Source organism: Candidatus Dadabacteria bacterium (assembly GCA_026708565.1).
GTDB lineage: Bacteria > Desulfobacterota_D > UBA1144 > Nemesobacterales > Mycalebacteriaceae > Mycalebacterium.
In genome coordinates this window covers 1-15,175 of record JAPOUR010000043.1, presented here as the reverse complement: position 1 = coordinate 15,175, position 15,175 = coordinate 1, and the positions used below count along the sequence as shown (strand labels likewise).

The 15,175-nt window shown below is 53.9% G+C and carries 16 protein-coding genes and 3 tRNA genes; 15 read left to right on the top strand and 4 right to left on the bottom strand.

Annotation, left to right across the window (positions count from 1 at the left end; translation table 11 throughout):
• From OXF42_05750 to OXF42_05735, 4 genes are all read left to right on the top strand, one after another.
• The coding region (locus OXF42_05750; GenBank protein ID MCY4047592.1) for a hypothetical protein at positions 1-184 on the top strand (184 nt) is incomplete at its 5' end.
• Positions 171-587, top strand: a complete 417-nt coding sequence (locus OXF42_05745; GenBank protein ID MCY4047591.1) for a retropepsin-like aspartic protease — start codon at positions 171-173, stop codon at positions 585-587. The genes OXF42_05750 and OXF42_05745, both read left to right, overlap by 14 nt.
• 285 nt (positions 588-872) lie before the next feature.
• A complete protein-coding gene (locus tag OXF42_05740; GenBank protein MCY4047590.1) occupies positions 873-2,009 on the top strand; it encodes a HigA family addiction module antitoxin in 1,137 nt (378 codons plus the stop codon).
• 24 nt (positions 2,010-2,033) lie between these two features.
• A complete protein-coding gene (locus OXF42_05735; protein ID MCY4047589.1) occupies positions 2,034-3,080 on the top strand; it encodes a type I restriction enzyme HsdR N-terminal domain-containing protein in 1,047 nt (348 codons plus the stop codon).
• 67 nt (positions 3,081-3,147) lie between these two features.
• On the opposite strand, the gene OXF42_05730 is transcribed toward OXF42_05735, so the two are convergent.
• Together OXF42_05730 and OXF42_05725 are read right to left on the bottom strand one after the other, a co-directional pair.
• A complete protein-coding gene (locus OXF42_05730) occupies positions 3,148-3,369 on the bottom strand; it encodes a type II toxin-antitoxin system HicA family toxin (GenBank protein ID MCY4047588.1) in 222 nt (73 codons plus the stop codon).
• Positions 3,369-3,599, bottom strand: coding sequence for a DUF1902 domain-containing protein (locus OXF42_05725; protein ID MCY4047587.1), 231 nt, complete (start codon positions 3,597-3,599; stop codon positions 3,369-3,371). The genes OXF42_05730 and OXF42_05725 overlap by 1 nt, the downstream gene beginning before the upstream one ends.
• Before the next feature lie 170 nt (positions 3,600-3,769).
• On the opposite strand from OXF42_05725, the gene tig reads away from it, so the two are divergent.
• From tig to OXF42_05670, 11 genes are all read left to right on the top strand, one after another.
• Positions 3,770-5,059 carry a trigger factor gene (gene tig / locus OXF42_05720; GenBank protein MCY4047586.1) on the top strand — a complete coding sequence of 430 codons (1,290 nt, stop codon included), beginning with the start codon at positions 3,770-3,772 and terminating at the stop codon, positions 5,057-5,059.
• Between the two features lie 45 nt (positions 5,060-5,104).
• Positions 5,105-5,722, top strand: a complete 618-nt coding sequence (gene clpP, locus OXF42_05715; protein ID MCY4047585.1) for an ATP-dependent Clp endopeptidase proteolytic subunit ClpP — start codon at positions 5,105-5,107, stop codon at positions 5,720-5,722.
• Positions 5,719-7,026, top strand: coding sequence for an ATP-dependent Clp protease ATP-binding subunit ClpX (gene clpX, locus OXF42_05710; protein MCY4047584.1), 1,308 nt, complete (start codon positions 5,719-5,721; stop codon positions 7,024-7,026). Before clpP ends, clpX begins: the two co-directional genes overlap by 4 nt.
• Before the next feature lie 61 nt (positions 7,027-7,087).
• Positions 7,088-7,159 (top strand) — tRNA-Val (locus tag OXF42_05705).
• A gap of 27 nt (positions 7,160-7,186) precedes the next feature.
• A tRNA-Asp gene (locus tag OXF42_05700) sits at positions 7,187-7,264 on the top strand.
• 5 nt (positions 7,265-7,269) lie between these two features.
• Positions 7,270-8,487, top strand: coding sequence for a DUF4301 family protein (locus OXF42_05695; GenBank protein MCY4047583.1), 1,218 nt, complete (start codon positions 7,270-7,272; stop codon positions 8,485-8,487).
• Complete coding sequence (locus tag OXF42_05690) at positions 8,480-10,174, top strand: sugar phosphate nucleotidyltransferase (protein MCY4047582.1); 1,695 nt, start codon at positions 8,480-8,482, stop codon at positions 10,172-10,174. The genes OXF42_05695 and OXF42_05690 overlap by 8 nt, the downstream gene beginning before the upstream one ends.
• Positions 10,175-10,224: 50 nt before the next feature.
• A tRNA-Ser gene (locus OXF42_05685) sits at positions 10,225-10,315 on the top strand.
• A 22-nt stretch (positions 10,316-10,337) separates the two neighbouring features.
• Complete coding sequence (locus OXF42_05680) at positions 10,338-11,177, top strand: DUF4437 domain-containing protein (protein ID MCY4047581.1); 840 nt, start codon at positions 10,338-10,340, stop codon at positions 11,175-11,177.
• A 126-nt stretch (positions 11,178-11,303) separates the two neighbouring features.
• Positions 11,304-11,480, top strand: a complete 177-nt coding sequence (locus tag OXF42_05675) for a hypothetical protein (protein ID MCY4047580.1) — start codon at positions 11,304-11,306, stop codon at positions 11,478-11,480.
• Between the two features lie 111 nt (positions 11,481-11,591).
• Positions 11,592-12,356, top strand: a complete 765-nt coding sequence (locus OXF42_05670; GenBank protein ID MCY4047579.1) for a 3'-5' exonuclease — start codon at positions 11,592-11,594, stop codon at positions 12,354-12,356.
• Here the strand turns inward: OXF42_05670 and cimA are convergent.
• Complete coding sequence (cimA, locus tag OXF42_05665; GenBank protein ID MCY4047578.1) at positions 12,353-13,927, bottom strand: citramalate synthase; 1,575 nt, start codon at positions 13,925-13,927, stop codon at positions 12,353-12,355. The genes OXF42_05670 and cimA overlap by 4 nt on opposite strands.
• On the bottom strand, positions 13,924-15,162 hold the full coding sequence (locus OXF42_05660; GenBank protein MCY4047577.1) for an aspartate kinase: 1,239 nt from the start codon (positions 15,160-15,162) through the stop codon (positions 13,924-13,926). Before OXF42_05660 ends, cimA begins: the two co-directional genes overlap by 4 nt.
• Positions 15,163-15,175: the final 13 nt, after the last annotated feature.

Sequence of the window (15,175 nt, the reverse complement as noted above, 5' to 3'; positions counted from 1 at the left end):
CTATCATCAAAACTTTGGTATGTATGCATTGATGAAAGATGCGAAAGTTGTTGAACTTTTCACAAGCTGGCAAGATGCCCGTAAGACAGCCAAACTTCTCTATGAAGAAGAGCCGTTTTCTATTCAGAAGGTAGAGAAGGGAGACATTATTGATTTAGGATTCTACTCCCATGCCGTTCTTTAGTGGTCTTATTAGTCCAAGAAAGCAGATTCTCATTGATGTTTTACTTGGACGCCCTTCTGTTGCTCCCAATCATAAATCCTCTTATGTTGCACTTGTTGACACCGGAGCTACAATCACATGTATTTCTCCGAAAGTGATAAAAAATTTGAAGTTAACCCCTGTGGGTAAAAATCCTATTCAAGCAGCTACGCAAAAGACAAACACCAACCTTTACCATGTCAGTTTTCACATTCCTATTGCCCAAGCACAGGGGAAAAATCTCAAAATTCATTTTCACTCAAATTCTAACATGCAAGTAGCAGAGATTATACAACCGCCCGACTATGATGTTTTGTTGGGGATGGATGTTCTTGAGACCTGTTCTCTCTTTATTGCTAGCGGTAGATTTACCCTCGGTTACTAACCAACCTTCCCAAAAGCGGCAGTAGCCCGTGCTCTCTATTGTGGACGGAATGGACACAATGCAAGGCGCGGTTTCTCCGAATGTTGCATTGCCGTCCATCGTGTCCATACTATCCATCGGCGGGCGGCGGAGCCGCCCACCCGTCATTCCGTGCTACGACACGGAATCCAGAGAGGGTGGGGCAGAGCGGCATTTATATAGTGTTCTTACAGTCATTTTGGGCTTGAAATCCGTATTGTGTCTCTCTCTTGACACATAAACTATAACGCTATACACTATGCCATTATGAATAACACGAGGACACCGGGGGACATTCTCCTCAAGGATTACTTGGAGCCGAAGGGCATTTCTCAGAACTACATTGCTCGCGCAATCGGAGTGTCGCCAAGGGCTATCAACCAGATAGTTCTTGGCAAGCGTGCCATTACACCGAAGATGTCAATTCGCTTGGGAGCATTCTTTGGGCAACCGGACGACTTCTGGCATAGCCGTCAGACCGAATACGAGTTTGCTTCTCTGAATGAAGAAAAGGAGCGCTTGGTTTCTTCTATTACTCCTTTCCTAATTCCGGTGGATAGTGGAATTGATAGACGCCTCCTTAGAGAGCCTATGTCTATGCCTCTGTCTGAGAGTCGGGAAGAAAAGGGCAGTAGGTATTCAGATATAGGTAGTTCAAGTGTCCAAAGATATGGAAGCCACCACAATACTGAATCTGATTTTAACCCAGTGGGTGCGAGGGAGAGGGCTGAAATAGAGGCTTTTAGAGAAGGGTGTTCTTGGGATGAAGCCAAGGCCGCCGGAGAAAGTGCTGTTGCTAATGAGTATAAGAGATTCAAGAATGGTTTTTATATCAAGTGGGAAGTTGCTTCCCCTGAGGCGTCAGCCGCCGCATGGAAGGCAATTGCTTCTGCTGTTAAGAAAGCAAAAAAAGAAGCGGAGACTGGATATGAGTCATGTGTGGCAGAAGCAGAAGTATGGGAGAAGTATGGGTATCCGGAAAAGGCTGAAGAATGTAGGCAGAACGCTTCAAAGTTATATGATTGGAAACCTCAAAATCCAATAGAAGACATGGGGCAAGGGGCGTATGTTGCTACATTGCAACAGGGGAAGACCAGAGCGGAGGCTGAGGCTGCTAAGTGGAAAGTGGAGGCTACGGAATATGCAAAAATGGGAAATTCGGAACAATCTGCCCGGATGAGAAAGTTTTACATTGATTGTAAATCTGAAGTAGTCAAGCAAAAGAAATATATTACCGAATTAAAAAGAGGAAAGAGGAAAAAAGAATCTTTAATTCTTGCTTGGAGAGCAAAAGCTACTGAATATGAAAAAGAAGGAGAGCATGTAGACGCTAATTACTGGAGAGCCAGAGCTGATAAGTCTGAAAAATATGAATTTGGGGTACAACCGACTGAATGGTGGTGAGATGTCTTTGCGGGGAATTTGAAAATGGAATTTGTGCGGACCGTTATACTTGTGATATTGTGGGTTTTGGGCTCCATTGTTGCTCTGGTTGTTGGCCTAAATATTCTGGCGTTCCTTGTAGAAAATCATCCCAAGGCATTGGTTGTGATTTTCATTGGTTTCATCGCCTTTTTCCTGATTTACAAGCCGATTATAAGGCGTAGAGAGAAAAGAGAACAGCAAGAAAGAGAGAGGCGAGAAGAGAGGATTCGTCAACAGAAAATCCAGCAGCAACGGGAAGAAAAAGAACAACAAAAAGCATGGGATTCCTTTGTAAAGCGGGGGGATGAGGCATTTGAGAGGAAAGACTATGAGAGGGCAATCAAATACTATAAAGAGGCAGGCGAAATCAACCGTACTTTTGAGTTGTCCGAGCGTTTGGAAAAGAAAATCGCTAAAGTGGAAGTGGCATTGGCGAGAGAAAGAGGCATTTATATAAGGTTTCTTCCCACCGGCAAGGAAGTTGATATAATAAAGCCCGAAGAACAAGTCCGGCAGAAGTACATCAAGCAACTCGTTGAAGATTACAGGTATGACATAGAGAGCATAAAGATTGAAGTCGCAGTACAAATAGGGTCAAGTAGTACTCGTTGCGATATTGCCATCTTTGATGGTGGAAAAATAGTTGGCATTGTGGAAACAAAGTCTTGGAACACCAAACTTACCAAGAAACGCAGGGATCAGTTGGAAAGTTACATGAGCGCAACTCCTACCTGTAAGTGGGGAGTGCTAACAAATGGAGATAAAGAACTTTGCGGATACCGAAATTTTACAACCGGAGAAATACACTGGGGTAAGAAAATCCCAAAGGGTCCAAAGTTAGACACAATAAGGTTAACAACCAAGATGGATAATGGTTACGATGTTTGGCGTGGTGTTCTCTCCTCCCGTTTTACACCATGTGCAGGGACAAAGAAGAGAGAGGATGAGTTTTTATTGGATATTCTTTCCACGCCCCTCTCTTTTGACTTTCAACATTCTGCGCAACAGGCGCGAGACAACCTGAAACGGCTTGCCGAAAAGAAATTTTAACCCCCAACCCCTCTGAATTCCGTGTCGGAGCACGGAATGACAGGTAAGCGGCTCTACCGCCCGCCTTCTACTTCAAAAATTCTTCCGCAGTTATCCCCGCCTGCTGTAGAATCGCTCTTAATGTGCCCTCAGGCATATCTCCCGGATGATTAGGAATGGTGGTATATCTGTCGGTTGCGGGATTATGCCATATCTCATGAGACCCTGCCGCCTGTCGGTCAAATTCAAAACCCAACTGCCGCAATCGCTTGACTATCCGGCGGTATTTGAAACCGGCAAGTCTGCCCATCAGATTCCCACAATCAAAGGGTAATCAAATGAATCTTTAATGTCCGAAAGGCTGCTGACTTCCTGCTTACTTGCCTGAGCCTCTACCAGTTTCTTTGCCACATCACGGGCAATTTCAACAGTCTCAGTAACAGTACGCCCCTGAGCAACAAGCCCCGGAACTTCATCGCTGGTTGCCAGATAAACCCCTTCGGGCAACTTTTCAATGTGCAAATTGATTATTCTTTCCATCGTTTTCTCCGTTCATCAGGTTCTCAAGTTTACTTTCAGAAGACGGGGATGTCTATATTGTCCACAAAGTCCGCAATGTCCATTGGCGGCAAGCGGGCGGGATAACACCCGCAAAGTTTGACCTTCCCCGCTCCCCGTGTATCCTTAAACCCGTTTTCAGCGAGACACCCATGAAAGTAACCATTGAAGACAGCAGCTCCACCGAAAAGAAGATAAATGTCTCAATTCCCGCCGAAACCGTGCGCCTTGAGCGCGAGGGGATTGTCAGAGACCTTATGCGCAACGCCAAGGTTGACGGGTTCAGACAAGGCAAAGTGCCGGAAGCGGAAATAAACCGCCTCTTCGGAGACAAAATCAAACAGGAACTCCTATCCAATCTGATTACAAACAGTTTCCCGGACGCGCTGAAAGAGGTTTCCGCAGAACCCGTAAGCAGACCCTCAATCACACCCGGAGTTATTGACGGAGACAATGAGTTTTCCTACTCCGCCGTGTTTGATGTGCTTCCCGCCTTTGAACTGCCGCAGTATAAAGGGCTCGCTCTCAAACAAAGCCCCGTGTCAGTCGCCCCCGCAGATGTTGAGGCGGCAATGAAACAAATCACCGAAAACGCCGCGACTGTTGAGCCGGTTTCAGAAGCCCGCCCGTGCGCCGCCGGGGATGTTGTTGAGGTTGACTACAAGGGAACTGTGGAAGGCGAAACCATTGAAGGGCTTGAAAACAAGTCGGTCAGATTTCTTCTCGGCAACGGAAGCCTCGTTGAAAACTTTGAGAAAAACATTACCGGAATGTCGGCGGGAGAAGAGAAAGAGTTTGAAGTCGCCTATCCCGAAGACTTTCAAATCAAAGAGGCGGCGGGCAAATCCGTCCTGTTCAACCTGAAAGTGAACACCGTTTTTGACAGAACAGTTCCGGAATTGAACGATGAATTCGCCAAGAAAATCGGAGCGGAAAACATTGCCGAACTCAAAAACAACATAGAAAAGGATATGACGGCGCGTCTTGAAAACCTCAGGGACAGAAGTCTGGAAGAACAAATCTGCTCCCAACTCGGAGAGGCGGCGAAGTTTGAAATACCGGAGCGGATGGCCGCCGAAGAGAAAAGCAGACTTGAAAGCGAATTGAAAAAAGATTTTGAAGCTCGCGGCGGGAAAGAGTTCAAGATTGACGAAAAGATGGCGGAAACCCTCGCAAACAAGGCGCGGGAAAATGTGAAACTGTCTCTGATTGTAAATAAAATCGCCGAAACCGAATCCATAGAAGCGACCCAGAAAGACCTTGATGAGCGGTTCTCCTCAATCGCCGCCGGGGCGGGGGCGACACCGGAACAGGTCAGAGAGTATTACGAGAAAAACAGACTGCTCAACGGCCTTAATTCTCAGGTGGTCAGCGCAAAAGTGCTGGAGTTCATACGGGACAATTCCACAATTACGACCGAAGAACCCGCAAAATCAGATTGACATTAACACCCTCAAAATAATAGAATGAGCATCGGGAGTGAGTAAATGTCCACCTACGTTCCATTTGTTGTGGAGCAGACCGGGAGGGGCGAGCGTTCCTATGACATCTTTTCCCGTCTCCTCAGAGACAGGATAATTTTCATAGGTTCCGCCATAGACGATGCGGTCGCCAACCTTGTCATTGCTCAACTTATGTTTCTTGAGTCGGAAGATCCGGACAAGGCAGTGCACCTTTATATCAATTCGCCGGGGGGGCATGTTACGGCGGGGCTCGCCATATACGATACAATGCAGTATGTCCGCAACGAGGTTTCCACAATGTGCATAGGGCAGGCGGCAAGCATGGCGGCGGTTCTGCTCGCGGGCGGCGCGGCGGGGCGTAGGCACGCGCTTCCGCACTCAAGGATAATGATCCATCAGGTTCTCGGCGGGGTTCAGGGGCAGGCGAAAGACATAGAGATACACGCCAACGAAATTTTGAGAATGCGCAAGGAACTCAACGGCATTTTGGAGTCTCATACCGGGCAGACGCTTGAGAAAATTGAAAAGGACACCGACAGAGACCACTTTATGAGCGCGGAACAGGCAAAGGAATACGGCATAGTGGACTCCATAATGACAATGAGAGAGCCGCTTCGCAAAGCGGCGGGGGCGGAGGAATGAAGCGCGGCGGCAGGGAAGTGAGCCAGGTCTGCTCGTTTTGCAGCAAGGGGAAGAGCGATGTGTCAAAACTCATCGCGGGCCCCAATGACGTTTATATCTGCAACGAGTGCATAGACCTGTGCAATGAAATAATCCGGGAGGAGGAAGAGAAGGAGCGGAGCGGAACCGGCTACACAAAAGCCAAAGGGACGGCATCCAAAGACTCTCTTATGACCCCGTCCGAGATCAAGCGGTTTCTTGATGAATACGTCATCGGGCAGGAACACGCAAAGAAGGTCATATCGGTTGCGGTGCACAACCACTACAGGCGCGTTGAGGCTGCGGAATCGGCGGCGCTGAAGGGGAAATCCTCCGAAGAGGTTGAGATACAGAAAAGCAACGTGATGCTCATCGGCCCCACGGGTTCGGGAAAAACGCTGATAGCGCAGACGCTTGCGAAAATCCTCAAAGTTCCCTTTGCCATAGTTGACGCCACCTGCTACACGGAGGCGGGCTATGTGGGCGAGGATGTGGAAAACATGATAGTGAGCCTCCTTCAGGATGCGGACTACGACATAGAAAAGGCGTCAAAGGGAATCATTTATATTGACGAGATAGACAAACTCGTCCGCAAAAGCGGCGACAGCCCCTCAATCACGCGCGATGTGTCGGGCGAGGGAGTGCAGCAGGCGTTGCTCAAGATCATGGAGGGCGCGAAAACAAACGTGCCTCCGAAAGGCGGAAGGAAACACCCTCAGCAGGATTTCGTTCAGGTGGACACCACCAACATACTGTTTATATGCGGCGGGGCGTTTTTCGGCCTTGAGGATATTATCAGGCGGAGGAAGGGGAAAAACTCCATCGGTTTCGGCTCAGCCGTTGCCTCCGGGGAGGCGGGCGCGGAAAACGTTTCCATAATGCGGGATGTGCAGATGGAAGACCAGATTGAATACGGGCTGATACCGGAATTTGTGGGGAGAGTTCCCGTCATTGCGACCCTTGATGAACTGGGCGAGGAATCTCTTGTGAGCATTCTTACAAAGCCGCGCAACGCGCTTGTGAAGCAGTATGCCAAACTTATGCAGCTTGAGGGTGTTGACCTTGAGTTTACGGACTCCGCGCTCCGCCTGATAGCCAAGGAGTCAATAAAACGCAAAACCGGCGCGCGCGGTCTGCGCTCAATCATTGAGTCCATAATGCTGGATGTTCTTTATGAAGCGCCCTCCGACAAATCGCTCAACCGCTGCGTTATAACCGAAGAGGTTATAAAGGGCGAGGGCAAGCCGCTGTTCCATTACAATCTCCGCAAGAAGACGGCGTCTTAAAAGCCGCGCGGTCTTTCCATATCCCCGTTTTCGTGTAAGGTAGGTGCCTGACCATTGCGCGGGGCGGTTAGCTCAGTGGGAGAGCGCCTGCCTTACAAGCAGGAAGTCACTGGTTCAATCCCGGTACCGCCCACACACCCCCTGCGGCAAAGGCGGAAACGGCGTCGTAGCTCAGTCTGGTTAGAGCGCTGCCCTGTCAAGGCAGAGGCCGCGGGTTCAAGTCCCGTCGACGCCGCCACAAAAATGAATGATATTCCCTCCGTCCGCTCCCAGATAGAGATTCTCAAGAGCCCGCCCTCGTGGACGCGCCTCGTCCGTCCGTGCCGGGCGGGAGACGGAATCGTCCGTCTTTCGGACGAGCGCAGAAAGTCTCTCCGCGCCCTGTTTGACGGGGCGCGCCCCGCGCTCTCCGCTCTCTCTTTCGTTCCCGCTTCGGGGGCGGCAAGCAGAATGTTTGCCCGCCTCGCTTCGGGAGACCCGGACGCGGTTGCAAGGTTTGCCGGAAACATTGAAAAGTTCGCCTTTTTTGACGACCTGAAAATTGGCGCGGAACGTCCCGATGCGGAGGAAATTGTCCGCGCCGCGCTTTCCGCCGGGGGCCTCGGATACTCGGACATTCCCAAGGGGCTGGTTAAGTTTCACCGCTACGGGGACGGACGGGCGGACGCTTTTGAAGAGCACATAAACGCCGCCCGCCTTTATTCGGACGGGGTTCATTTCACAGTTTCACCCCGGTTTCCGCAGGATGAAAAACGGCGGCTTGAAGCCGGGGGGGATGTTTCCTTTTCCGTTCAGGACCCCGCCACGGACACGGTTGCCCTGTGGGAAGACGGCGATCTGGTTACGGACGATTCGGGCGAAACGGTTTTCCGCCCTTCGGGGCACGGGGCGCTTCTGGGCAATCTGAACCGCCTGAAAGCGGATGTGATTTTCATCTCAAACATAGACAATGTGTCGCGCCGCGACCGCGAGCCGGGGCCGGAGGCGCACAGAAAGGAACTTGCGGGGCTTCTGGTTGAACTCTCATCCGCCGCGCCGCCGGAACGCCCGGTGAGGGTGTGCGGCGTGATACAAAACACGGGCGAGCCGGGCGGCGGGCCCTTCTGGGTTCGGGACGATTCGGGGGATGAGAGGCCGCAAATAGTTGAGGCGGCGCAGGTTGATTTTTCAGACCCCTCCCAGCGGGATATATGGCGGAGCGCGACCCATTTCAATCCCGTTGACATGGTTTGCCGCAAGGGGGGCTTTGACCTTGCCCGCTATTCGGACGGCTCTTTTATGGTTGTTGACAAGACCCTCGGCGGGCGTCCCATAAAGGCGCTTGAGATGCCGGGGCTGTGGAACGGGGCAATGGCGGGATGGGAAACGGTTTTTGTGGAAATTCCCTCCGGGAGTTTTAATCCGGTGAAGGAAGTTTTTGACTTGTTGCGCCCTTGCCATCAGGATTTGAGAGATGAGTAACGACCGGGAACAAAAGACGGGCGGCGGGTCAAAGCGAAGGACAGGCGGCAGACCGGAACGGAAGGCGGGCGACAGACCGGAGCGAAGGTCTGGTGGCAGACCCGACAGGAAGGCGGGCGACAGGCCTGAGCGAAGGGGGAGTGGCAGGCCAGACAGGAGAGAGGGCGACAGGCCTGAGCGAAGGGCAAGTGGCAGGCCAGACAGGAGGTCGGGCGACAGGCCGGAGCGAGGTGCAAGTGGCAGACCCGACAGAAGGGTGGGCGACAGGCCGGAGCGAAAGACGGACGGCGAGCCTGAGCAGAAGCCGCGCGAGTTGCGCACAGTTTATCTACTTCTTGCCGGCGGCGCGGGCAGAAGGTTGTGGCCGTCCTCGCGCGATTTGCGCCCCAAGCCCCTTTTGCGCCCCGATTTTGAGATGTCGCTTCTGGAAAGCGCCGTATCGCTGATTAACTCGTGCGAGCATTCGCCGGAGGTTACCGTGCTGGCGGGCGCGGCGCAGGAAGAGGCTTTCCGCTCCCACATTGACGGCATGGACACCGGCGGGGCGCGGGTTCGTCTCTCCTGCGAGCCGGTGTCTCGAAACACCGCGCCCGCGATCGCGCTGGGGGCAATGCGCGCCCTTGACCTTGCCGGGGAAGAGGATGATGAGGATGCGGACGTGGTGGTTGCGGCTCTTCCGTCCGACCATTTTGTGGGCGACAACAAAGAGTTCAAAAGGGCGCTTTCCGCCGCCGTCTCCGCCGCGAAGAAAGGGTCTATTGCCGTTATCGGGGTTCAGCCGACCCGTCCTGAAACCGGATACGGATACATAAAAAGGGGGGCTGCGGCGGGCGCGGGTGTTTTCAATGTGGGCGGTTTCACCGAGAAGCCGGATGCCGAAACAGCCGCCGGGTATGTGGAAGACGGCTTTTTGTGGAATTGCGGCATATTCGTTTTCAGGGCGCGCGTTATGATTGATGAGATCAAAAAGCATGCCCCCGAAGTTTTCGCCGCAGTGCGCGGGGCGGTTTCAAAGCAGGATTCCTACGGCCTTCCCGACAGGCAACGTTACGCTCGCTCGCTGGACATTTCCATTGATTATGCGGTTATGGAGAAGACGGATTTGGGCGCGGTTGTTCCCGCCGGTTTTGAGTGGAGCGATGTCGGCTCGTGGCGGGCGGTTTATGACATTCTTAAAAAGGGGAAGGGGGGCAATGTTGTCAAGGGGGATGCGGTTGTTGAGAACTCTGAAGACTGTCTTGTGCTTGCGGGCGGCGGCCGCTTGGTCGCTGCGGGCGGGTTGAAAGACATTGCCGTTGTGGACGAGGGAGACGCGCTGCTGGTTGCGGACATGAACAGCCCGGAGAGCGTCAAGGCGTTGGCAACGCGGCTTGCGGCGGACAAGAGGCCGGAGGCGTTCCTTCCCGCGCAAAGGGAATATAAGTGGGGCGCGGAAACGGAGATTGAGAGCGGGGAGGGGTTTTCCGTCCGGGGTGTCAGCGTCAAAAAGAAGATGGAGTATGAGCCGGGCGGCGCGGGTCATATTCTTGTGCTTGAGGGCGAAGCGGTTGCCTCGCTTGCGAGCAAGAGCGTCCGGTTGTCCGCGGGGGATATGGTTGAGATTCCGGACGATGTTTCCGCGCGTTTCAAAAACGGCGGCGTTTCCGTGCTCCGTCTGCTTGAGGTGTCTTTCAAGCGGGAGGGGTAGCGGGGTTTATTGTGATTGCGGCGTTTGGTGTAGAATAGGGTTTCTCTACGGGAGAGGTGGCCGAGTGGTCGAAGGCGCTCGCCTGCTAAGCGAGTATACCTCACAAGGGTATCAAGGGTTCGAATCCCTTCCTCTCCGCCAGAAGGTTGGTTTGCAACAAAAGATGAAAAGAGCGGTTTCCATATTCGCGGTGGTTGCCCTTGTTGCAGGGTTTCTGCTGGTGAAAAATCAAACTGACACTCCCGTAAAGGTTGTTCTGATGTCCGAGGTTAAGTGGGAGCAACTTAATCCCGCTCGCGGTGACAAGAGCCCGAAATCCGGCGCTCTTTGGGGCGACCGCACCGGCACCGGGCCGTCGGGCTTTCTCGTTAAATTTGTGGACGGCTTCAGGTCGCCGCCTCATATTCACAATGTCGCCTACCGGGGAGTGGTTATTGAGGGTTCCATCCACAACAGTGCTCCTGATGCGGAGGAGGTGTGGATGTCGCCGGGCTCTTTCTGGACACAGCCTGCCGGAGGCGCCCACATTACCGCCGCCGGAGGCGGCAACGCCATGGCTTACATTGAAATTGAAGAAGGGCCGTATCTCGTTCTCCATGTCGGGGAGGCATTTCAGAGCGGAGACAATCCGGTTAATCTGGACGCATCAAGCATCGCTTGGGTCAGTCGGCCCGGAGTGTCCGCCTCCGCCGGGTTAAAGACCGCCGCCCTCTGGGGAAGTTCGCAGGACAATCAGCCGGGCGGAGCCCTCGTCAATCTGCCCGCCGGATTTGCCGGAGTGATAAGCAGCCGGGGTTCAATCTTCCGCGCTGTGGTGATACAAGGTCGTCCCAGCCATCAAGCGCCGGGCGAGACCGGCATTAAGACCATGGAGCCGGGCAGTTATTTCGGTTCCGGGGGAGAGTCGGCGCATCTTATATCGTGCGGAACGGAAGAGGGATGCATTCTCTATGTGCGTGCGGAAGGCGGGTTTAATATCATTCCGACACAACCGGAGAAGTAGCCGTTTTTGTTCCCCGTCCCCTCTGGATTACCTTGTCGGAGCAAGGAATGACGGGAAGGGGGGTAAGGAAAACCTTTTGATTTGTTAACCTGTTTTTGTTACGCTCAAAAACAGGAGGTCTTCATTATGTATGAACAACTGAGCAAATTCTCATTTCTCGGCGGGATAGTTTCCATTTTCATCTCTCTTGCCCTGTGGTTTGGCGTGGGAGATAAAGGGGCGGCGGTTTTTGTCGGCCTGTGGGCTCCCACGATGTTCGCGTTTTCAACTTGCGCGCGCAACATGCACAAAGACAAAAGTTGACCGGGGTCTCATACAATTTTTAAGACCGTCGCCGACAAAGTCTGGGCCTTTGATGTTGAATGGGTTCCGGACCCTGCGGCGGGCAGGGTTCTTTACGACCTTCCCGCCACTATGCCCGATGCCGAAGTAATAGGCGAGATGTGGAAAAGAGGCGGGGCGACGGAGGAAGAGCCGAGGCCGTTTCTGAAAACTGTTCTGTGCAGGGTTGTCTCCCTCTCAATGGTCTCCCGCACAGTCTCGGAGGACGGGACGGTCAAGGTCTCGCTTCATTCCATTCCGCAAATCGGGGCGTCTCCGCAGGAGGGGGGCGAACGCCGCATAATCGCCACTTTCCTTGAAGGCGTGGGCAGGCACAAACCGCAGGTTGTCGGCTACAACTCCGTGCGCGCCGACCTGAAAATCCTTGTGCAGAGGGCTGTCATTAACGGGCTGTCCATTCCCGGTTTCGCCCGCAGACCCGACAAACCCTGGGAAGGGGCGGACTACTTTTCCGCCGCAAGCGACTGGAATGTGGACATGATGCAGATTGTGGGGGGCAACAGGTCAACCCCCTCGCTCAATGAGATCGCCCGCCTGTCCGGCATTCCGGGCAAGATGGGCGTTGACGGAAACGAGGTCGCCCCGCTCTGGCTTAAGGGCAAGGTTGACGACATAGTGATATACAACGAATTTGACGCGCTCACCACCTACCTGCTGTGGCTGCGCTTCGCCCGCTTCGGCGGCTTTTTTGACAAAGAGCAATACGAAACCGAACAGGGGCGCGTGAGGGAATTGCTTACGGCCCGCCGCCTTGAGGGCGGCAACAACCATCTTGAGGAATATCTGAAGGAATGGGAGCGGCTTTCCGCCGCCGTTGCCCCGCCTCGCGGGGATTAAAGTTCGTCTCTCAGCAGTTTGTAGTCAATGCTGTCTATGAGCGCCCGCCAGCTCGCCTCAACAATGTTTTCAGACACCCCGACCGTGTTCCACACGGCTTTGCCGTCTCCCGATTCAACCAGCACCCGCACCACGGAGTCCGTTCCCTTGGCGGATGAGACCACCCGCACCTTGTAGTCTTTGAGCCGCACCGAACGTATCGCCGGAAAAAAGCCCTCAAGCGACTGCCGGAGCGCCTTGTCAAGCGCGTTCACGGGGCCGTTGCCGCTTGCCTCCCGCCTCTCAATTTTGCCGTCAACCCGGACGGACACCTCCGCCGAGGAAACCGGCTCGCCGTCTTTTCCCTCGCGGATGACCGAGGTTTTAATGTCTTCCACAAAAAACCGCTTGTTGTAAAGCCCCAGATGTTTTCTCACCAGAAGTTCAAAAGACGCCTCCGCGCCCTCAAACTCATACCCCTTGTTTTCAAGGTTTTTGAGTTCGGCAAGAATGTCTTTAACCCTTTTGTCGGACGGCTCAACGGTTATGCCCGTCTCCGCCGCCTTGGAAACAATGTTCGCCCTTCCCGACAGGTCGGACACCAGAAACCTTCTGCGGTTTCCGACAAGTTCGGGGTTGATATGCTCATAAGTGCCGGGGTTTTTCACCACCGCGCTCGCGTGTATGCCGCCCTTGTGGGCAAACGCGCTTTTGCCGACAAACGCCTTCTTTTTCAGCGGGTTGAGATTGGCAAGGTCATTTATGAAATGCGCCGTTTCATAGAGGTTTTTCAGCCCGCCGTTGCAGCAGTCCATTCCAAGTTTGAGCGACATGTTCGCCATAATTGAGCACAGGTTGGCGTTGCCGCACCGCTCGCCGTATCCGTTCATCGTGCCCTGCACCTGCCGCACTCCCTCCCTGACCGCGTAAAGGGTGTTTGAAACTCCCTGCTCCGTGTCGTTATGGGCGTGAATTCCAAGCGCGGGGTCGCCGCCGAGAAGTTTTCTGATTTCAGCCACCGCGCCCCCGACTTCCCACGGCATTGAGCCGCCGTTTGTGTCGCACAGAATCACGGCGTCCGCCCCGGCGTCAAACGCCGCGCGGCAGGCGGCAAGCGCGTAGTCCGCATTGTTCTTGAAGCCGTCAAAAAAATGCTCGGCGTCAAAAAACACCGTGTCCATCCTCTCCTTCAGGTATCCGACCGAGTCGTTTATCATCGCAAGGTTTTCCTCAAGGGAGGTCTCAAGAACCTCCGTCACATGGAAGTCCCACGCTTTGCCCACCAGAGTCGCCGTGCCGACTCCCGTTTTGAGAAGCGTCTGAAGGTTTCCGTCTTCATCGCACGATACACCCGCGCGCCGTGTGCTTGAAAATGCGCTGACTTTTGACCGCCCGAAATCCATCCCGGCGGCGCGGCTGAAGTATTCGCGATCGCGCTCGTTTGAGCCGGGCCACCCGCCCTCTATGTAGTCCATTCCGAGGTCGGCGAGTTTTTCCGTTATGCGGACCTTCTCGTCCACGGAAAACGAGATGCCTTCCCCCTGAGTGCCGTCCCTGAGGGTTACATCGTATATTTCAACCTTGCGGCTCATTTTCCGCCTCCGCCGAAAAACTCGTCATGCAGGGCGCGGACGGCGGGTTCGGTCTGCTCCTCGCGCACTATGCACGAGATTTTAATCTCCGAAGTGCTTATCATCATTATATTGATTTCCTCCCGCGCAAGTGTTTCAAACATCCTCGCCGCCACCCCGGAATGGGTTTTCATTCCCACTCCTATCAGCGAGATCTTGGATATTTTCTCCTCGGACGCCGTGTGCTGAGCGCCTATGCTTTTCGCCAGTCCGGAGGCCGCGGCGGCGGCCCTTTTGAAGTCTGCGCGCGGAACGGTGAAGGTTACATCGTTGAACCCGTCGTGGCTAATGTTTTGAACTATCATGTCAACGGACACCCCCTCGCGGGCAAGTTCCGAAAAGATAGAGGCCGCCACCCCCGGCTGGTCGGGCACGCGGGCGATGGTGAGTTTCGCCTGATTTTTGTCGGCGCTCACACCCGATATTATCGCCTCTTCCATTGATTCAGCCGTTTCCATGTCGCTTTCCTCCGTAACCAGTGTGCCGCCTCCGCCGGGCGCGTTCATCGGGCGCACGTGAAGGGGAATTGAAAATTTGCTTGCGAGTTCAACCGCTCTGGCCTGAAGAACCTTTGAGCCCGCGCTCGCCATCTCAAGCATTTCCTCATAACAGATTTTATCCAGCTTTACCGCGCTTGCGCACACCGAGGGGTCGGCGGAGAAAATTCCCTCCACATCCTTATACAGTTCGCAGGCGTCCGCTCCGAGAACCGAAGCGATTGCAACCGCCGTCAAATCAGAACCGCCCCTGCCGAGAGTGGTAACGTTGCCCTCCTTGTCAACCCCCTGAAACCCCGCGACCACAACAACCTTTCCCGCCGCAAGGGCTTCCCTTATTCTGCTGTCGTCAATCGCCCGTATCTTCGCCCCGGCAAAGGAGTTGTCCGTAACTATGCTCACCTGATGACCCTGAAATGAGACCGCATCGTATCCGAGGGATTTGATTTTCATGCACAGAAGGCCCGAAGAGACCTGCTCGCCGCTTGAGATAATTACATCAAGTTCGCGCCTGTCCGGCGGGTCCATAACCTGCCGGGCAAGCCCCATAAGGCGGTCGGTTTCCCCTGCCATTGCGGAAACAACCGCCACTATGCCGTCTCCGCCGCGCGCGCGGGCGGCTATGTTTTCCGCCACCTTTGCGATGGACGCAACATCCGAGACGCTCGCGCCGCCGTATTTCTGAACTACAAGACTCAAAGTGTGTGTTTCC